This is a genomic window from Variovorax sp. 770b2 (assembly GCF_900115685.1).
Classification (GTDB): Bacteria; Pseudomonadota; Gammaproteobacteria; order Burkholderiales; family Burkholderiaceae_C; genus Variovorax.
The window spans coordinates 99,373-116,887 of record NZ_FOXJ01000007.1 but is presented as its reverse complement, the minus strand read 5'-3'; the positions used below and the strand labels follow the sequence as shown (position 1 = coordinate 116,887).

The following is a 17,515-nucleotide window of genomic DNA, read 5'->3' as shown; positions in this document are numbered from 1 at the left end:
GGGGGCAAGAACCGATGACGACACTGAGGCAAGGCTCGCGCGGGGCCGATGTCCGCAGGCTGCAGGAGGCCCTGAACAGGCGCCTCCAGCCGGGGCCCGCGCTCGTGCTCGACGGCGACTACGGCCCGTTCACCCGGATGGCCGTGCGCCGGCTGCAGGCTGCGAACTGGCTCGTCGAAGACGGCGAGGCCGGCCCCTGCACGCAGGGCGTCGTGTTCGGCAGCGAAGGCAGCGCGCCGATCCTGCACCCCGTCGCGCTGATTCCGCAGCCCGGGCCGGCGCTGTGCTGGGCCGCCGCCACGGCGATGATCACCCGCTCCACCGTGCAGGCGGTGGTCGCGCGCACGCCGCCCCGGCTGATTGCCGACGACGGCGGTCTGCGCACCTTTGCGGACACCGACGACGCGATGACGGCCGATGCGCTCTTCGCGTCCGTGCACGGCCTGGCGCTGCAGCCCGCGGCGCCCTGGACGGTCGGCGCAATGCGCGCGGCGCTGCAGCACGGCCTCTTGATGTTCGACCTGCGCTGGGGCGCCAAGGGCTGTGCGGAGCGCGTCGGCAGCCCGGGGCACCTGGTGGTCGTGGCCGGCATCCGCGGCGACGGCGATGCCGGCACCACGCTGCGCATCCTCGATCCCTGGCCGCCGAACAAGGGCGCGCGGTGCTCGGTGAACCATGCCATGTGGCGCCAGAAGATGGCGGCAGGCATCTGCCGGGTGTTCCTGCACGCGTAGCCCGGCGAAGGATGCGGGGCGACGCCCGGGGAGGCGGTGCGACAATTCCCGCGCCATGACAGACACCCTCACGATCACCCGCCCGGACGACTGGCACCTGCATGTGCGCGATGGCGCCGCGCTCGAAGCCGTCGTACCGCACAGCGCGCGCCAGTTCGGCCGCGCGCTGATCATGCCCAACCTGCGTCCCCCCGTGACCACCGCCGCACAGGCCGTGGCCTACCGCGACCGCATCCTTGCCGCCGTGCCCGAAGGCAGCGCCTTCGAGCCGGTGATGTCGCTCTACCTCACCGACAAGCTGCCGCCCGAGGAAATCGCCCTCGCCGCCGAAGCCGGCGTGCGCGCGCTCAAGCTCTATCCCGCAGGCGCGACCACCAACAGCGATGCCGGCGTGACCGACATCCGCAAGACCTACAAGACGCTCGAAGCCATGCAGAAGCACGGCCTGCTGCTGCTGGTGCACGGCGAGGTGACCGACCCGGCCATCGACCTGTTCGACCGCGAGGCGGTCTTCGTGGACCGCGTGATGATCCCGCTGCGCCGCGACTTCCCCGAGCTCAAGGTGGTGTTCGAGCACCTCACCACGAAAGAGGGCGCTCACTACGTGCGCGATGCCGACCGCTTCACGGCCGCCACCATCACCGCGCACCACCTGCTCTACAACCGCAACGCCATCTTCACCGGCGGCATCCGTCCGCACTACTACTGCCTGCCGGTGCTCAAGCGCGAGACGCACCGCGTGGCGCTGGTCGAGGCGGCTGCCAGCGGCAGCGACCGCTTCTTCCTGGGCACCGACAGCGCGCCGCACCCCGCGCACCTGAAGGAACACGCGCTCGGCTGCGCGGGCTGCTACACCGCGCTGACCGCGATCGAGCTCTACGCCGAGGCCTTCGACAGCGTGAACGCGCTGGACAAGCTCGAAGGCTTCGCGAGCTTCCACGGCCCCGACTTCTACGGCCTGCCGCGCCACACCGACACCGTCACGCTCAAGCGCGAGACCTGGACCGTGCCGGAGACCGTGCCTTACGGCGAAGCCACGCTCAAGCCGCTGCGCGGCGGCGAAACCATCAACTGGAAACTCGTATGACACCGACGCTGCGCGTGATGCTTCTGATCGATGCCGACAACGTCTCGGCCGACGTGATCGAGCAGGCCGTGCAGCGCACGATGGACGAGTACGGCGCCATCCACGTGCGCCGCGCGTACTGCAACGCCGAGATGGCGGTCAACCGGCAGGGCCTGTTCAAGCAGCTCTCGGTGCGGCCGATGGTGAACCTCTCGGCCGGCAAGAACAGCACCGACATCGCGCTCGCGGTCGATGCGATCGACCTCGTGATCGCCGAGCGGCCCGACGTGGTGGTGCTGGTGTCCTCGGATTCGGACTTCGCGCCGCTCGTGAGCCGGCTGCGCGAAAAGGGCTGCCGCGTCTGCGGCATCGGGCAGCAGGGCAAGACGGGCGACGAGACGGTGGGCATCTACGACACCTTCATCGATCTTGCGCACCACAGCGCGAAGCCGGCGGCACGCACCACGGCCGCAAAGAAGGTCGCGGCGAAGGTGCCTGCGGTGAAGACTGGGCGCGCCAAGAGCACGACAGCGCCCGCGAAGAAAGCAGCGACGAAGACGGCAGCCAGGAAGACGACGCGGGCAGCGGTAGAGCCCCAGCCCGTGCAGCAACCGGTCTCGGAAGCCGCCGAGTTCATCCTCGCGGCCGCGCCGGCGCTGCGCAGCGGCAAGGACGTGCCGCTCAACGACGTGGCGAAAGCCTTGCGCACCGCGGGCCTCCTGAGCAAGAGCGGCAGCTCGCTCAAGCTCTTCGACAAGCTCACCGCGGAGTTCGCCGTGCTGCAGCACCCGGACCGCATCCGCTGGACGGGTGCGTCCGCGTCCTGATCCGATGCTGCCGGCGGTCGACTGGGCGCAGCCCTGGCTCGCGCCCTATCGCGCCCATGGCGAAGCGGTGGTGCGGGCCGCGAACGGCATGTCGGTCGCCTCGGCGCTGCAGGCCCTCAAGCCGCCCTCGGCGCCCGACTTCGTGCATCAGGACCATCTGCCCGCCGGTCAGGCCTACGAAGCGCACATCTTCCGGACCCGCACCGTGCCGACCCGCGACAACCTGCACGACTTCTTCAACGGCCTGGTCTGGCTCGCCTTTCCCGAGGCCAAGCGGCGCCTGAACGAACTGCAGGCCGCCGAGATCGCCCGCACCGGCATCGGCGCCACGCGCGGCCCGCTGCGCGACGCGCTCACGCTGTTCGACGAGAACGGCGCGGTGCTCGATGCGCCGGCCGCGCTGTGGGAGGCGCTGGTGGCGCGCGACTGGCACGCGCTTTTCGTGACGCGGCGCGCGCTGTGGTCCGAAGCGCGGCTGCTGGTGTTCGGCCACGCGCTGCTCGAAAAGCTCGTCGCGCCTCGCAAGGCTGCGACGGCGCACGTGCTCTTGCCGGACACGGCGCGTTCGAATGCCCTTGATGACACCGCGCTGGCGCAGCGCCTGAACCCGGAATGGCTCGCGCAGAAGCCTTTCGTGCCGCTTCCGGTACTGGGCATGCCGGGGTGGTGTGCAGGGAATGCGTCGGCCGAGTACTACGACGATCCGAAGGTCTTCCGGCCCCGTCCGTAGAACTTTTGCTCCTATCATTGCTCTACCCGCAGCCGCCATGCCGGGGCCGCGTCAGTATCCAAACAACAAAGAAGCGCCCGCATCACCGCATGGCTTGAAGAGGGCCCGCCGGCCCTCATCTGAGCGGCAGTTCCCCCACGGAGAATTCAACTTGAAACGTATCCTTCTGTTCGTTTTGACCAATGTGATGGTCGTCGCAGTGCTCGGCATCGTCGCGAGCCTGCTCGGCGTCAACCGCTTCCTCACGGCCAACGGCCTGAACCTCACGGCATTGCTGGGCTTCGCGCTCATCATGGGCTTCGGCGGCGCATTCATCTCGCTGCTCATCAGCAAGCCGATGGCCAAGTGGACCGCAGGCTTGCGCATGATCGACAACCCCCAGTCGCCCGACGAGGCCTGGATCGTCGCCACCGTGCGCAAGTTCGCCGACAAGGCCGGCGTCGGCATGCCCGAGGTCGCGATCTTCGAGGGCGAGCCCAATGCCTTCGCCACCGGCGCCTTCAAGAATTCGTCGCTCGTGGCCGTGTCCACGGGCCTCCTGCAGAACATGACGCGCGAAGAGGTCGAGGCCGTCATCGGCCACGAGGTGGCGCACATCGCCAACGGCGACATGGTCACGATGACGCTGATCCAGGGCGTGATGAACACCTTCGTCGTGTTCCTCTCGCGCGTGATCGGCTATGCGGTCGACAGCTTCCTGCGCCGCGGCGACGACCGCTCCTCGGGCCCCGGCATCGGCTACTACGTGAGCACCATCGTGCTGGACATCGTGCTGGGCTTTGCCGCCGCGATGGTGGTGGCCTGGTTCTCGCGCCAGCGCGAGTTCCGCGCCGATGCCGGCGCCGCCGCGCTCATGGGCCAGAAGCAGCCGATGATGAACGCGCTCGCGCGCCTGGGCGGCTTGCCGGCCGGCGAACTGCCCAAGGCGGTGGAAGCCATGGGCATCACCGGCAGCATCGGCAAGCTGTTCGCGACGCACCCGCCGATCGAGGAGCGCATCGCCGCGCTGCAGAACGCGCGCTGACATCGACGCGGCGCTGCCGCCGGATGAAAAAAAATCGCCAGCTTTGCGTGGCGGTTTTTTTATGGGCCGTTGCGGCCCGGGGGCGCTTGGCGTGTCAGTCGGCGGCGGGTTCGGTGGGCTCGACCGGTTCAGCCGATTCAGCCAATTCAGCCGCTTCAGCGGGCTCAGCGGGTTCAGCAACGGCAGCAGCCGGCGCCTGCCGCTCGGCGCGTGCGTGCTGCAGCGTGCGCGCGACCTCGCCCGGCTTCATGCCGTACATGTCGGCGAACTCCTGCTCGGTGCGGCCGCTGGCCTCGAAGGCACGCAGCAGCGCCTCGCGCTTGGCAGCCTGCTGGGCGAGCTCGGCCAGCGCCTCGTCGACCACCGCGTTGGTGTTCGCGTCGCGCGAGCGCACGAGCACGGCATAGGCTTCGCGGTCCAGGCCCGAGGCTTCGATCGCCTTGGCGATGCGCGCGACGAGCTGCGGGCGCAGGTCTTCGCCGGGATTGCGATGCATGCGGCGGCGGTGCAGCTCGAGGATGGCGTGATGCACATGCTCGGGCGCGACGGGGTCCAGCGCGTTGCCGTCCAGGTCGTGGCGCGCGAGGCCCGCGGCCACGCTCTCCAGGTAGCGCGTGGAGCGCGCATGCTGGCCCATCGCGATCTTCAGGTCTTCGGCCTTGAAGTCTTCCGGATGGCGCGCGATCAGCTCCTCGTACACGCCCAGCTTGAGCGGCACGAAGCGCGCGCCGAAGAGCTGCGGGTACAGCTCGAACAGGCGCTCGAGCACCGGGTTGACCTTGCGCGGCGCGCGCTGGGGTTGTTGCTGTTGCGCTTGAGCTTGGGGCTTGCGGGCCTGCTGCTGTTGGCGGGGCTGTTGCCCTTGCCCTTGCCCTTGCCCCTGCGGACGCGGCTTCTTCTCGCGCGGTGGGCGCTGCTCTTGCTGCTGGCGTGGCTGCTGCTCGGCGGGCGCTTGCGCGTCGGCACCTGTGTCGGCACTGGCGCCGGTCTTGAGCTGCTGCAGCTGCTCGGCGAGGTCCGGGCGCTGGCGCCGTGCGTTGCGCGCGTTCGTGTTCGGGGCTGCGGTGGATGCGTCGGTCATACGGTGGGGCTCGGCGGTGGGCGCGATGGGATGAAAGGGGAACAACAGAGAAAAACCGGTTCTGCGCTCAGCGCGGCCGGAACATCCTGAACATATTGTCGGGGCTGATCTCGAAATAGTCGGCCGGGCCGCCGCCGCGCAGGATGGGCTGCGCCGCCGCGGTGTCGTAGATGCCATTCTTGAGCAGGTGGCGCGCGATGTGCACGCCCACCACTTCGCCCAGGACCAGCCAGGTCTGCACCGGCACGCCGTCGACGCCTTCGAGCTGGATCAATTGCGTGAGACGGCATTCGAAGGACACGGGGCTCTCGGCCACGCGCGGCACCGCGATCTGCTTCGAAGCCACGGGCGTGAGGCCGGCCAGCTCGAACTCGTTCACCTCCGGCGGCACCATCGCGCACGACTGGTTCATCTGCTCGGCCAGCGGGCGCGTGGCGAGGTTCCAGCCGAACTCGCGCGTCTGGCGGATGTTGTGCAGGCTGTCCTTCGCGCCGATGCTCGCGAAGCCAACGATCGGCGGCGTGTAGTTGAAGGCGTTGAAGAAGCTGTAGGGCGCGAGATTCAGCACGCCGTTCTCGTCCTGCGACGAGATCCAGCCGATGGGGCGCGGGCCGACCATCGCGTTGAACGGGTCGTGCGGCAGGCCGTGGCCCTTGGCCGGTTCGTAGTAGTGGAAATCGTCGCTCATCATGGCTCTCAGTGACTCATGGCCGAGGTGCGCGCGGCCTGCCGCCCGATCAGCAGCCGGAACGGCAGCAGCATCAACACGCCCACGACGAGCTTCACCGCGAGGTCACCCGCGGCCCAGGTGAGCCAGGGTCCGTCGGTGCCCGCGAAGGCGATGCCCCAGAACACGATGCTGTCGAGCACCGCCGCGATCACCGTCGCCACCAGCGGCGCGCGCCACCAGAGGCCGCGCCGCAGGCGGTCGAACACGCGGATGTCGAGCAGCTGCGAAGCGATGAAGGCCAGGCCCGAGGCGAGCGCGATGCGCACCGGCGCGAGCAGCAGCGAAGCCACGATGGCCACCGCGAAGCCGACCCACGCCACGCGGCGCGCCATGCCGGGGCCGAAGCGCCGGTTGACCAGATCGCTCACCAGGTACGCCACCGGGTAGGTGAAGGCGCCCCAGGTGAGCCAGTCGTTGAGGGCGAACTGCACCAGGATGTTGGAGGCGAGCACGACTGCGGCCATCGCCAGCGTGGCGACGGCGAACTGGCCGGCGGTGGGGCGCGCGAAAGAGGTGAGCTGCATCAGGCGTTCGCCGTGCGCTCGCGTTCGGCCGCGGCGAGCACGTTGCGCGCCACCGCCTCGGCCACCTTGATGCCATCGACCCCCGCCGAGAGAATGCCGCCCGCGTAGCTCGCGCCTTCGCCGGCGGGGTAGAGGCCGCGCACGTTGAGGCTCTGGAAGTCGTCGCCGCGCGTGATGCGGATCGGCGACGAGGTGCGCGTCTCCACGCCGGTGAGCACCGCGTCGTGCGTATCGAAGCCCTTGATCTTGCGGCCGAAGGCGGGGAAGGCCTCGCGCATCGCCTCGATGGCGTAGGCGGGCAGGGCCTCGCGCAGGTCGGTGGGCGTCACGCCGGGCTTGTACGAAGGCGCGATGCTGCCGAGCGCGGTCGAGGGCTTGCCGGCCACGAAGTCGCCGACGAGCTGCCCCGGTGCGTGGTAGTTGCTGCCGCCGAGCACGTAGGCGTTCGATTCGAGATCGCGCTGAAGGGCGATGCCCGCGAGCGCATCGCCCGGGAAGTCGCGCGGGTCGATGCCCACCACGATGCCCGCATTGGCGTTGCGCTCGTTGCGCGAGTACTGGCTCATGCCGTTGGTGACCACGCGGCCCGGTTCGCTGGTGGCCGCGACCACCGTGCCGCCGGGGCACATGCAGAAGCTGTAGACCGAGCGGCCGTTGCTCGCGTGGTGCACCAGCTTGTAGTCGGCCGCGCCGAGCAGCGGATGGCCCGCATGCCGGCCCCAGCGCGCGCGGTCGATGAGGCCCTGCGGATGCTCCACGCGAAAGCCGATCGAGAAGGGCTTGGCCTCGATGTGCACGCCGCGTTCGTGCAGCATCGCGAAGGTGTCGCGCGAGCTGTGGCCCAGGGCCATCACGACGTGGTCGGCGCGCAGTTCGCTCGACTGGCCGGTGGTCTGGTCGAGCACGGTGAGCGCACGGACCTGGCCGTCTTCGATGCGCACGTCGGTCACGCGCTGCTCGAAGCGGATTTCGCCGCCGAGCGCGACGATCTGCTCGCGGATGTTCTCCACCACCTTCACCAGCTTGAAGGTGCCGATGTGCGGATGCGCGACATAAAGGATCTCGGGCGGCGCACCGGCCTTCACGAACTCTTGCATCACCTTGCGGCCGAGAAAGCGCGGGTCCTTGATCTGGCTGTAGAGCTTGCCGTCGGAGAAGGTGCCTGCGCCGCCTTCGCCGAACTGCACGTTCGACTCGGGGTTGAGCACGCTCTTGCGCCACAGGCCCCAGGTGTCGCGGGTGCGCTGGCGCACGGTCTTGCCGCGCTCGAGCACGATCGGCTTGAAGCCCATCTTCGCGAGCATCAGCGCCGCGAAGATGCCGCAGGGGCCGAAGCCGATCACCACGGGGCGGCTCGTGCCCTCGGGCGCATCGGCCGGCGGCGTGTAGCGCATGTCGGGCGCGGGCTGGATGTGCGGATGGCCGGCGTGCTTCGCGAGCAGCGCGGCTTCCAGCTTCGCATCGGCCAGCTGCACGTCGCAGATGTAGACCGTGAGCAGGTCGACCTTGCGCGCATCGAAGCTGCGCTTGAAGACGGTGTGGGAAGCGATCGCTTCGAGCGGGACGTCCAGGGTCCGGGCGATCAGGGTGACCAGCGCGTCAGGCGCGTGGTCTAGCGGGAGTTTGAGTTCGGAGATTCTCAGCATGGCGGTGGCTTGTGGTTATCAAGCAGACCGCGGATTTTACGCGCCGGGGCGCTATGAAAGAGATAGCTGTTGTGACACCGAAATCCAGGCCGGAACTCAGGCCGGAATTCAGGCCGGCAGGAAGCCTTCGACCGACAGGTAGCGCTCGCCCGTGTCGTAGTTGAAGCCCAGCACCACCGCATCGGGCGCGAGCGAGGGCAGCTTCTGCGCGATGGCCGCGAGCGTGGCGCCCGAGGAGATGCCCACGAGGATGCCTTCCTCCTGCGCGCACCGGCGGGCCATTTCGCGCGCCGGTTCGGCATCGACCTGCAGCACGCCGTCGAGCAGCGAGGTGTCCAGGTTCTGCGGGATGAAGCCCGCGCCGATGCCCTGGATCGGATGCGGCGACGGCGCGCCGCCCGAGATGACGGGCGATGCCACCGGCTCCACCGCGAATACCTGCAGCCGGGGCCACTTCTTCTTGAGCACCCGTGCCACGCCGGTGATGTGGCCGCCCGTGCCCACGCCGGTGATGATCACGTCGATGCCATCGGGAAAATCGGCCGCGATTTCCTCGGCCGTGGTGCGCACGTGCACCTCGACGTTGGCCGGGTTGTTGAACTGCTGCGGCATCCACGCGCCGGGCGTGCCGGCCACGATTTCCTCGGCGCGGGCGATGGAGGCCTTCATGCCGCCGGCGCGCGGCGTGAGGTCGAAGGTGGCGCCGTAGGCCAGCATGAGGCGGCGGCGCTCGATCGACATGCTGTCGGGCATCACCAGGATGAGCTTGTAGCCCTTGACCGCCGCCACCATCGCCAGGCCGATGCCCGTGTTGCCCGAGGTGGGCTCCACGATGGTGCCGCCGGGCTTGAGCGCGCCGGACTTCTCGGCGTCTTCCACCATCGACAGCGCGATGCGGTCCTTGATCGAGCCGCCGGGATTGGCGCGCTCTGACTTGATCCAGACCGCCTGCTTCGCGTTGCCGAACAGGCGATTGATGCGGATGTGCGGCGTGTTGCCGATGGTCTGGAGGATGTTCTGGGCCTTCATGGAATGGATCTCCTTATGCGGTTGTTCGACAGACAGCGCGCATTGTGAGACCAGCCCATGACCGCTTCAGCGCGAGGGTGTTGCAGCAGGCAACAGGCGCCCCTGCACCAGCAGCGCGATCGTCCTGAGCGCCAGGAATCCGATGATCGCGTTGGCCGCCGCGAAGGCCACCGGCGCGACCCATTCGATGGGCCCGGTGGCGCCGGCCGCGACCAGGCGCATGGCCAACGTCGGGAGCGCCGCCACGCCGAAGGTGAAGGCCCAGTACGACGGCGTGAAGGCCTGCCTTGCGATCCACGGCAAGAGCCGAAGGAGCAGCAGCGCCTGGAACAGACCGTAGCCGAGCAGCACCTGCGCGAACAGGTCGGGCGCGCCGTGGTTCAGGCTCATGTACGTGACGCCGCCCACCACCGGCGGTGCGAGCTGGATGCCCAGCACGGGGCGCAGCGCTTCGGGCAGCGGCGCCTGCGTCGCCGCGCGGCCGAGGATCAGCGATTCGATGGCCAGCCACGAGAAGAGTCCCGCGCCGAAGAACCACATGCCCAGTTGCGGCCAGCCGAAGGCCGCCGCGGCCGTGCCGGCCACGAAGTTCTGCCCGACCGCCGGCAGGTAGAAGGCCGGCGTGACGAGCTCGGGCGCGAGCCCGCCCTGCCACGTGCGCCCGTAGAGCCAGAGGCCCAGCACGAGCGACGCGGCAATAGCCACCACGAACAGGGCGAGCGCCACGGCCCGCGCATAGGGCAGCAGCGCCATTGCCGCGAGCATGCTGGCCAGCGGGACCAGCGAGGCGAACGACGACTGCACCGGGTGGTTCATCTCGGCGCGCGCGGCGTCGCCGTGGCGCAGCCACTTGTGGGCGTAGAGCGCCAGCAGCGCGAGCCACACCGCAAGGCCGCTCCAGGTCGCGACATGGGCGATGTCCTGCGGCAGATGCCAGAGCGGCACCGCGACGCGCCAGGCATTGCTCAGCGCCAGCGCACCGACGGCAATGCCGAAATAGGAAACGGGAATGGGGGCACGCGCGGAAGTCATTCTTTTCACCTGAGAGGATCGGAGGATCGTTGGATGAATTCTGGGCGCCGGAGCTAAGATTTTGAATGCTCCGCAGCCTCTGTAAATTGCTCCATCGTCTCAAATGAATCCGCACACCGATCCCTTGAGCGAACTGGTCGACTGGCTCGGCCTGCGCGGCCGCATGGACCTGCACTGCCTGTTCGGCGAGGACTGGGCGGCGCCGCACGCGGCCATCGGCCCGTGGCGCGCGCCCTTTCACATCGTGCTGCGCGGGCGCTGCGAACTCTGGCTGCCCGAGAGCCGCACGCTCGTGCCGCTGGAGGAAGGCAGCCTCGTCGTCCTGCCGCGCGGGCCGGCGCATGTGCTGCGCACCGCCGGGCTCAAGAGCGAGGCGGGCGAGGGCCGCGCGATCCGGCTGCGGACGGGCGGGCTGCTCGATCTCAAGACCAACCTCCGGCGCCCCGAGAAGGCGGACACCGACATCCTCTGCGGCGAATTCGAATTCCCCGGCCGGCGGCGCAGCGTGCTTCTCGAGGCGCTGCCCGAGCCCATGGTGATCGCCTTCGCCGACCGCCCCGGGTTCGCCTGGCTCGAAGGGCTGGTGCGGCTCATGGCACAGGAGATCGCGCAGCAGCGCGCCGGCGCCGCGGCCATCGTGGCGCAGCTGTCGGGCACGCTGTTCACGCTGGCGGTGCGCGCGCACCTGGAGACGCGGCCCGAGCTCACCGGCGTGCTCGCCCTCATGGCCAGCCCCCGTCTGGCGCCCGGCCTGCAGGCGATGCTGGCGCAGCCAGGGGAGCCCTGGACCGTGGCGTCGCTGGCCGCGCGCTGCCATCTTTCGCGCGCCACCTTCGCGCGCGAATTCACGCGGCGCGTGGGCAGCGGGCCGCTGGAATTCCTGACGACGCTGCGCATGGAACTGGCCTCGCGCCTGCTCGCGCAAGGCGGGCAGGGCGCACAGGACATGGCCAGCATCGGCGAGGCGGTCGGCTACCGCTCGGAGGCCGCGTTCAACCGCGCGTTCGCGCGCCACGCGGGGATCACGCCGGGGCGTTTCCGGCGTTCCTCGAACGATGTGGCAGTCGCTTGATCAGGCCGCGCCCGGCGTGAACTTCATCGCCACGCCGTTCATGCAGTAGCGCAGGCCCGTGGGCTTGGGGCCGTCGTCGAACACGTGGCCCAGGTGCCCGCCGCAGCGGCGGCAGTGCACCTCGGTGCGGCGCATGCCGAAGGTCCGGTCTTCGGTCTGGCCGACGGCGTTGTCCAGCGGCTGCCAGAAGCTGGGCCAGCCGGTGCGGCTGTCGAACTTGGTCTTCGAGGAAAACAGGTCCAGCGCACAGCCGGCGCAGGCGAACTTGCCGGCGCGGTGCTCGTCGTTGAGCGGGCTCGTGTAGGGCCGCTCGGTGCCTTCCTTGCGCAGCACGGCGTAGGCGTTGGCATCGAGCAGCTTGCGCCATTCGGTGTCTGTATGGGTGACTTCGAATGTCGCCGCTTCCGCCGCCTCGGCCGGGCGCGTGCCCCAGCCGAATGCGTGGGCAATGGCCAGGCCCAGCGTCGATGCGCCGGCGGCGATGGCGAAGCGGCGTCCCGTGGTTTGCGTCATGACAGCCCTTTCATGGAAAGTTGGCGGAAACGCGCTTTCGATGTATCCGTTGGAACATAGCGATGTACATTCGCTCCGGCGATTTCGGCGTTTACGTCTTTAGTTCGTCCGGCAGGGCTGGCGGGTTACAGGCCCGGCGCATGAATTTCGCTGTGCCTGAATAAATACATCGATAAGGAGATTCGAGCTATGCGCTGGTCAACAGGACTTGTTTCAGGGGTTGCCGCGCTCGCGCTGGCGGGTTGCGGTGGTGGAGGCGACAACGGGGGCACGTTCTTTCCGATCGTGCCGCCGCCCGCACCGGCGCCCGCGCCGCCACCGCCTCCCCCACCTCCACCCCCCGCGCCACCGGCGCCCGCGCTCCAGGTGGGCGGCGCCATCGACCACCCGGCCGGTTTCACCGTGGCCGACCTGTCGGCGCGCGCCGCCGTCACCCAGACGGTGACCTTCACCAGCGGCGGCAGCGGCGCGCAGACGCACATCTACACGGGCGCCGATCTCTGGGCGCTGTTGAGCGATGCGGGCATCCAGACCAATGCCACCCCGAAGAACGACATCCTGAATCGCTACGTGCTGGCCACCGGTGCCGATGGCTACAAGGTGGTCTTCACGCTGGGCGAGCTGAGTCCGGATTTCGGCAACAAGCAGAGCGTGGTCGCGTATGCGGAAACGACCGCGGGCGCCTCCGCGCCGCTGAACGCCACCGACGGCCCGTTCCGCGTGACCGCGCCGGGCGACATCAAGGGCGGGCGCTACGTGTCGAACATGACGCGGCTCGACGTGAGCGCCTCGCCGGCGGCGACGGCCGGTGTCGGCGGCGGCGTGTCCTCGGGCTTCGCGGTCTCGGGCCAGGTGAACACGCCGATGAGCTTCGACATCGCTGCGTTGCAGGGCCTGCCGGCCACGAGCGTCACCGTCGGGCCCAACACCTACAAGGGCGTCACGCTCTGGACGCTGCTCGATACCATCGGCCTGCGCCTGCCGGCGGGCAAGAACGCATCGCTCGGCATGTACGCGGTGGCCACCGGCAGCGACGGCTACAGGGCCGCGGTGTCGCTGGGCGAGATCGATCCGGGCTTCGGCAACAAGACGGCGCTCATCGCCTACGAGATGAACGCCGCGCCGCTGGGCGCGAACGGCGTGGCGCGCCTGGTGGTGCCGGGCGAGGTGAAGCAGGGGCGCTCGGTGTCGAACCTCATCGCCATCGAGGTGTTCGCGGCGGGCACGCCGTAACGCTGCGCGGGGCCATCGGCGCGCCGGGCGATAATCGAGCCGTGAAGCACGCCAGACCGCCGCTGGTGCAAGCCCGAAAGGGACGCTCTGCCTTCGGGCATCGTGTCGAAAGACCGCACTGGAGGAACGTCCGGACTGCACAGGACAGCGCAGGAGTTAACGACTCTCCACCGTGAGGTGAGGATCAGAGCAACAGAGACGAGCCGATTGAGTTCGGGTGAAACGGGCAATCTCTGCGCGCAGCAACACCAAGTAGGCCAGTATCGAGGTGGTTCCGCTGAGCTGGCGGGTAGGTGGCATCGAGCCGTTTGGCGACAAACGGCCCAGAGTAATGGCGGTCACGCCGAGGGCTTCGCAAGAGGCCTTCGGTGCACAGAATCCGGCTTATCGGCGGGCTTCACACTTTTCTTCTTCCCCCCGTTTTTCTTTTCCCGGTTTTCCGGCGCCCGAGGCGGGCGCCAGCGTGTCCGCCGCGCGGATCGGTAGTTACCCCTATAATAGATAGCAAGCTAACTAATTGCTATCCGACGTGCCCACCTCCAGAAACACCCAGACCCGCGAACACGCGCTCATGCACCTGGGCATGTCGCTGTCCACGTTGCAGCGCGCCTACCGTGCCGCGGCCGACAAGGCGGTGGCCCACGTCGGCGTGTCGCAGACCCTGGCCTGGCCGATCGTGATGATCGGGCGCATGGGCGACGGCATGCGCCAGGGCGTGCTGGCCGAGGTGCTGGGCATCGAGGGGCCGTCGCTGGTGCGCTCGGTCGATCAACTGGTGGAGGCGGGCTTCGTGCAGCGCCTGGAAGACCCTGCCGACCGCCGCGCCAAGACCCTGCACCTCACACCCACGGGCGTGACCGCCTGCGCCACCCTCGAAGCCTCGCTGAGCGAGATGCGCGGCACGCTGTTCGAAGGCATCGGCAACGACGACATCGCCGCCTGCCTGCGCGTCTTCGCCACGCTCGAAGAGCGCCTGGGCCGCAACGCCCCGGCGCTGCAGGAGGGCCGCAAGTAAATGACCGCGCTGCGCCTGCCGCGCTTCACCCGCGCGGAGCTTCTGTTCTCCGTCAAGAGCTTCGCCGCGGCGATGCTCGCGATGTATCTTGCGAGCCGCGCAGGCCTGCCGCGCCCGTTCTGGGCCTTGATGACCACCTACGTCGTCGCGCATCCGCTGGCCGGCGCGGTGCGCTCCAAGGCGGTGTACCGCTTCGTCGGCACGCTGATCGGCAGCACGGCGACGGTGCTGCTCGTGCCCGCGCTTTCCAACGCGCCCGAGTTGCTGACGCTGGTGCTCGCGCTGTGGGTGGGCCTGTGCCTGTGCATCTCGCTCTTCGACCGCACGCCGCGCTCGTACGTCTTCATGCTCGCGGGCTACACGGCGGCGCTGATCGGTTTTCCGTCGGTGCAGACGCCGCTGGTGCTGTTCGACACCGCCGTCGCGCGCGTCGAGGAGATCGGCCTCGGCATCTTCTGCGCGACGCTGGTCCACAGCCTCGTGCTGCCCACAGGCCTCGCGCCCACGGTGCTGGGCCTGCTCGACCGCACGCTGACGGACGCGCGCAAGTGGCTGGGCGACCTGCTGCAGCCGACCGGCCGCAAGAGCGACGCCGACCCCAAGCGCCTGGACGACGACCGCCGCCGCCTCGCGGGCGACATCACGCAGCTGCGCCTGCTTTCCACCCACGTGCCCTTCGACACCACGCACCTGCGCTGGACGGCCGGCGCGATCCGCGCGATGCAGGACCGCGTCGCCGCGCTCACGCCCGCGCTCTCGGCCGTCGAAGACCGGCTGCGCGCGCTCGAACAGGCCGAAGGCGCACTCGCACCCGATGTTGCCGCCGTGCTCTCGCAGGCCGGGCAATGGCTGCGCGCAGAAGCCGAGCCCGCGAGCGAAAACGCCGCGCGCACCGAACGCCTGCAGGCCCTGCGCACTGCCATCGCCGCACTGGGCGCCGCACCGCAAGCCGGCAGCGGCGCGCAACCCACTGCCTGGGGCCGCGCGCTGCGCATCGGCCTGGCCGGCCGCCTCGCGGAACTCGTCGATGGCTGGACCGCCTGCGCCCAGTTGCGCCTGGATATCGACGAAGGCCTCAAGGGCGCCGCCCCGTTGCGCCGCACCGCCGCCCTGAGCAGCCGCACATTGCACCGCGACTACGGCATGGCACTGCTCTCCGCGCTCGCGGCCGTCATCGCCATCTGCCTGTGCGGCGCGTTCTGGATCCTCACCGGCTGGACCATGGGCTCGGCCGCCACCATGATGGCCGCGGTCTTCTGCTGCTTCTTCGCGACCATGGACGACCCGGTGCCCGCGATCCACGGCTTCCTCAAGTGGACGCTGTGGTCGATCCCGATCTCCGCGGTCTACGTGCTGGTGCTCATGCCCACGGTGCAGGACTTCGGCATGCTGGTCGCGATCTGCGCGCCGCTCTTCCTGCTGCTGGGCCTGTACCTGCCGCGGCCGACGCACTTCATGCCCGCGATGGCGATGGTCTTCGGCGTGGCCGGCACGCTCGCGCTGTACGACACCGCCAGCGCCGACCTGGTGAGCTTCATCAACAGCATGATCGGCCAGGTCGTGGGCGTGGTGGTCGCGGCCCGCGTCACGCGGCTCGTGCGTTCGGTGGGCGCCGACTGGAGCGCGCGCCGCATCCAGCGCGCGACCTGGCGCGAGCTCGGCGAGATGGCCGCGTCGTCGCACCCGCAGTACGCGCAGAGCGACGCCTACGCGGTGCGCATGCTCGACCGCATCGGCCTGCTCGCGCCGCGCATCGCGCAGGCCGGCGGCACCGTCGAAGGCGTGGCCGCCGATGACGCGTTGCGCGACCTGCGCATGGGCGCCGACATCGCGGTGCTGCAGCGCGTGCGCACGCAGTTGCCGCTGGCCACCTCGGCCGCGCTGCTGGGCGGCATCTCGCGCTTCTTCCGCCAGCGCGGCGAAGGCCGCATGGCGCCGCGCCCGCAGGCGCTGCTGCCGCAGATCGACGAAGCGCTCCGCGCAGTGCTCGCCGCGCGCGACACATCGTCGGCGTCGCGCTCCGCCGTCACAGCGCTGGTGGGCCTGCGCCGCAACCTGTTCCCCGACGCGCCGCCCACGCTGGCCGCAGTCATTCCCCAAGGAGCTTCCGCATGATCGGCGAAGCCAGTTTCTACGGCCTCTACGTGCCATGGCTCATGGTGCTCGCAGCCGCCGCGCTCGTCGCGCTCTGGGGCGTGCGCCGCCTGCTCGCGGCCACGGGCCTGTACCGCTGGGTGTGGCACCCGGCGCTGTTCGACATGGCGCTCTACCTGCTGCTGCTCTACGCGCTCAGCCGCCTCACCTCACACCTTCAATAGACGACGAGATTCCCATGACAGCCAGTTCATCCGCAGACAACTCCCGGGCGCAGCGCCTGGTGCGCGTCCTCCTCACCGTGGCCGTGGTGGCCGCGGCCGTCTGGGCCGGCTTCCGGCTCTGGGACCACTACGAGCTCGCGCCGTGGACGCGCGACGGCCGCGTGCGCGCCAACGTGGTCCAGATCGCGCCCGACGTGTCGGGCCTGGTCACCGCCGTGCCGATCCAGGACAACCAGTCGGTCGCCGCCGGCACGCTGCTGTTCGAAGTGGACCGCGCGCGCTACGACCTCGCCGTGCGGCAGGCCCAGGCCGCGCTCTCGGCGCAGCGCGCGATGAGCGCGCAGGTGCAGCGCGAGAACGCGCGCAACACGGGCCTGGACGAGCTCGTCTCCAAGGAAGCGCGCGAACAGACGCGCTCCCGCGTCGAGCAGATGCAGGCCGCCGTCGCGCAGGCCGAGGTGGCGCTGGATTCGGCGCGCCTGAACCTGCAGCGCGCCCAGGTGCGCGCGCCGGCCGACGGCCTGGTCACCAATCTGGACTTGCGCCAGGGCAGCTACGCCGCCGCCGGCCGGCCGGTGCTCGCGCTGGTCGATGCGCAGTCGTTCTACGTCGAAGGCTATTTCGAGGAAACGAAGCTGCCGCGCATCCACCTGGGCGACCGCGTGCGCGTCACGCCGATGGGCGGCGGCGCGGTGCTCGAAGGTGCGGTCGACAGCGTGGCCGCCGGCATCGCCGACCGCGACCGCTCCACCAGCGCGAACCTGCTGCCCAGCGTGAACCCGACCTTCAACTGGGTGCGGCTCGCGCAGCGCATTCCGGTGCGCGTGAAGCTCGATCCGCTGCCCGAAGGCGCGCGGCTGGTTGCGGGCCAGACCGTGACCGTGCAGGTGCTGGATCGCGTCGCCGCCCGCGGTGCAGCCGCACCGCAGAAGGGATAACGC

The 17,515-nt window shown here is 69.6% G+C and carries 18 protein-coding genes and 1 other RNA gene; 12 read left to right on the top strand and 7 right to left on the bottom strand.

Annotated elements, in window-relative coordinates:
- Positions 1-14 precede the first annotated feature (14 nt).
- The 5 genes from BM133_RS28350 to htpX all read left to right on the top strand — a co-directional run bounded on the left by BM133_RS28350 (position 15) and on the right by htpX (position 4,381).
- Positions 15-734 carry a peptidoglycan-binding protein gene (locus BM133_RS28350; RefSeq protein ID WP_177224964.1) on the top strand — a complete coding sequence of 240 codons (720 nt, stop codon included), beginning with the start codon at positions 15-17 and terminating at the stop codon, positions 732-734.
- 55 nt (positions 735-789) lie between these two features.
- Entirely contained in the window at positions 790-1,821 is a 1,032-nt protein-coding gene (pyrC, locus tag BM133_RS28345) for a dihydroorotase (protein ID WP_093441519.1), read from the top strand.
- The gene (locus BM133_RS28340) at positions 1,818-2,627 is read left to right on the top strand and encodes an NYN domain-containing protein (RefSeq protein WP_093441516.1); all 810 of its coding nucleotides are present in this window, start codon (positions 1,818-1,820) and stop codon (positions 2,625-2,627) included. The genes pyrC and BM133_RS28340 overlap by 4 nt, the downstream gene beginning before the upstream one ends.
- A 4-nt stretch (positions 2,628-2,631) precedes the next feature.
- A complete protein-coding gene (locus BM133_RS28335) occupies positions 2,632-3,357 on the top strand; it encodes a DUF3025 domain-containing protein (RefSeq protein WP_093441514.1) in 726 nt (241 codons plus the stop codon).
- Between the two features lie 151 nt (positions 3,358-3,508).
- Positions 3,509-4,381 carry a protease HtpX gene (gene htpX / locus BM133_RS28330; protein WP_013539363.1) on the top strand — a complete coding sequence of 291 codons (873 nt, stop codon included), beginning with the start codon at positions 3,509-3,511 and terminating at the stop codon, positions 4,379-4,381.
- Between the two features lie 94 nt (positions 4,382-4,475).
- Here the strand turns inward: htpX and BM133_RS28325 are convergent, their stop codons facing one another.
- From BM133_RS28325 to tehA, 6 genes are all read right to left on the bottom strand, one after another.
- Positions 4,476-5,462 (bottom strand): ProQ/FinO family protein, encoded by a 987-nt coding sequence (locus BM133_RS28325; RefSeq protein WP_093441511.1) that lies wholly within the window; start codon positions 5,460-5,462, stop codon positions 4,476-4,478.
- A 67-nt stretch (positions 5,463-5,529) separates the two neighbouring features.
- Positions 5,530-6,153, bottom strand: a complete 624-nt coding sequence (locus BM133_RS28320) for a flavin reductase family protein (RefSeq protein ID WP_218158404.1) — start codon at positions 6,151-6,153, stop codon at positions 5,530-5,532.
- Between the two features lie 5 nt (positions 6,154-6,158).
- Positions 6,159-6,716 (bottom strand): VUT family protein, encoded by a 558-nt coding sequence (locus BM133_RS28315; RefSeq protein WP_093441508.1) that lies wholly within the window; start codon positions 6,714-6,716, stop codon positions 6,159-6,161.
- Positions 6,716-8,362, bottom strand: coding sequence for an NAD(P)/FAD-dependent oxidoreductase (locus BM133_RS28310; RefSeq protein ID WP_093441506.1), 1,647 nt, complete (start codon positions 8,360-8,362; stop codon positions 6,716-6,718). The genes BM133_RS28315 and BM133_RS28310 overlap by 1 nt, the downstream gene beginning before the upstream one ends.
- A 108-nt stretch (positions 8,363-8,470) precedes the next feature.
- Positions 8,471-9,391: a cysteine synthase A gene (cysK, locus tag BM133_RS28305; protein ID WP_093441503.1), complete on the bottom strand. Its 921-nt coding sequence runs from the start codon at positions 9,389-9,391 to the stop codon at positions 8,471-8,473.
- A 66-nt stretch (positions 9,392-9,457) separates the two neighbouring features.
- Entirely contained in the window at positions 9,458-10,423 is a 966-nt protein-coding gene (gene tehA, locus BM133_RS28300; RefSeq protein WP_093441501.1) for a dicarboxylate transporter/tellurite-resistance protein TehA, read from the bottom strand.
- Between the two features lie 124 nt (positions 10,424-10,547).
- Between tehA and BM133_RS28295 the strand changes: the two genes are divergently transcribed.
- Entirely contained in the window at positions 10,548-11,495 is a 948-nt protein-coding gene (locus BM133_RS28295; protein ID WP_177224963.1) for an AraC family transcriptional regulator, read from the top strand.
- Here the strand turns inward: BM133_RS28295 and msrB are convergent, their stop codons facing one another.
- Complete coding sequence (gene msrB, locus BM133_RS28290; protein WP_093441496.1) at positions 11,496-12,008, bottom strand: peptide-methionine (R)-S-oxide reductase MsrB; 513 nt, start codon at positions 12,006-12,008, stop codon at positions 11,496-11,498. It abuts the gene before it with no gap.
- A 189-nt stretch (positions 12,009-12,197) separates the two neighbouring features.
- Between msrB and BM133_RS28280 the strand changes: the two genes are divergently transcribed.
- The 6 genes from BM133_RS28280 (at position 12,198) to BM133_RS28255 (ending at position 17,512) form a co-directional block, all read left to right on the top strand.
- Positions 12,198-13,241 carry a molybdopterin-binding protein gene (locus tag BM133_RS28280; RefSeq protein WP_143100232.1) on the top strand — a complete coding sequence of 348 codons (1,044 nt, stop codon included), beginning with the start codon at positions 12,198-12,200 and terminating at the stop codon, positions 13,239-13,241.
- A 43-nt stretch (positions 13,242-13,284) separates the two neighbouring features.
- Positions 13,285-13,644: RNase P RNA component class A (rnpB, locus tag BM133_RS28275), an RNA gene on the top strand.
- A 168-nt stretch (positions 13,645-13,812) separates the two neighbouring features.
- Complete coding sequence (locus tag BM133_RS28270; protein WP_093442023.1) at positions 13,813-14,256, top strand: MarR family winged helix-turn-helix transcriptional regulator; 444 nt, start codon at positions 13,813-13,815, stop codon at positions 14,254-14,256.
- Positions 14,257-16,371 (top strand): FUSC family protein, encoded by a 2,115-nt coding sequence (locus tag BM133_RS28265; protein WP_093441488.1) that lies wholly within the window; start codon positions 14,257-14,259, stop codon positions 16,369-16,371.
- A complete protein-coding gene (locus BM133_RS28260) occupies positions 16,368-16,574 on the top strand; it encodes a DUF1656 domain-containing protein (RefSeq protein WP_093441486.1) in 207 nt (68 codons plus the stop codon). The genes BM133_RS28265 and BM133_RS28260 overlap by 4 nt, the downstream gene beginning before the upstream one ends.
- Positions 16,575-16,588: 14 nt before the next feature.
- Positions 16,589-17,512, top strand: coding sequence for an efflux RND transporter periplasmic adaptor subunit (locus BM133_RS28255; protein WP_093441483.1), 924 nt, complete (start codon positions 16,589-16,591; stop codon positions 17,510-17,512).
- The last annotated feature ends 3 nt before the right edge of the window (positions 17,513-17,515 follow it).

What these genes read in the sequence shown, in the direction of transcription:
- BM133_RS28255 (WP_093441483.1), top strand. Translation starts at nt 16,589, where the DNA reads ATGACAGCCAGTTCATCCGCAGACAACTCCCGGGCGCAGCGCCTGGTG.
- msrB (WP_093441496.1), bottom strand. Translation starts at nt 12,008, where the DNA reads ATGACGCAAACCACGGGACGCCGCTTCGCCATCGCCGCCGGCGCATCG.
- BM133_RS28310 (WP_093441506.1), bottom strand. Translation starts at nt 8,362, where the DNA reads ATGCTGAGAATCTCCGAACTCAAACTCCCGCTAGACCACGCGCCTGAC.
- cysK (WP_093441503.1), bottom strand. Translation starts at nt 9,391, where the DNA reads ATGAAGGCCCAGAACATCCTCCAGACCATCGGCAACACGCCGCACATC.
- tehA (WP_093441501.1), bottom strand. Translation starts at nt 10,423, where the DNA reads ATGACTTCCGCGCGTGCCCCCATTCCCGTTTCCTATTTCGGCATTGCC.
- BM133_RS28315 (WP_093441508.1), bottom strand. Translation starts at nt 6,716, where the DNA reads ATGCAGCTCACCTCTTTCGCGCGCCCCACCGCCGGCCAGTTCGCCGTC.
- BM133_RS28265 (WP_093441488.1), top strand. Translation starts at nt 14,257, where the DNA reads ATGACCGCGCTGCGCCTGCCGCGCTTCACCCGCGCGGAGCTTCTGTTC.
- BM133_RS28280 (WP_143100232.1), top strand. Translation starts at nt 12,198, where the DNA reads ATGCGCTGGTCAACAGGACTTGTTTCAGGGGTTGCCGCGCTCGCGCTG.
- BM133_RS28260 (WP_093441486.1), top strand. Translation starts at nt 16,368, where the DNA reads ATGATCGGCGAAGCCAGTTTCTACGGCCTCTACGTGCCATGGCTCATG.
- BM133_RS28350 (WP_177224964.1), top strand. Translation starts at nt 15, where the DNA reads ATGACGACACTGAGGCAAGGCTCGCGCGGGGCCGATGTCCGCAGGCTG.
- pyrC (WP_093441519.1), top strand. Translation starts at nt 790, where the DNA reads ATGACAGACACCCTCACGATCACCCGCCCGGACGACTGGCACCTGCAT.
- BM133_RS28325 (WP_093441511.1), bottom strand. Translation starts at nt 5,462, where the DNA reads ATGACCGACGCATCCACCGCAGCCCCGAACACGAACGCGCGCAACGCA.
- BM133_RS28340 (WP_093441516.1), top strand. Translation starts at nt 1,818, where the DNA reads ATGACACCGACGCTGCGCGTGATGCTTCTGATCGATGCCGACAACGTC.
- BM133_RS28335 (WP_093441514.1), top strand. Translation starts at nt 2,632, where the DNA reads ATGCTGCCGGCGGTCGACTGGGCGCAGCCCTGGCTCGCGCCCTATCGC.
- BM133_RS28320 (WP_218158404.1), bottom strand. Translation starts at nt 6,153, where the DNA reads ATGATGAGCGACGATTTCCACTACTACGAACCGGCCAAGGGCCACGGC.
- BM133_RS28270 (WP_093442023.1), top strand. Translation starts at nt 13,813, where the DNA reads ATGCACCTGGGCATGTCGCTGTCCACGTTGCAGCGCGCCTACCGTGCC.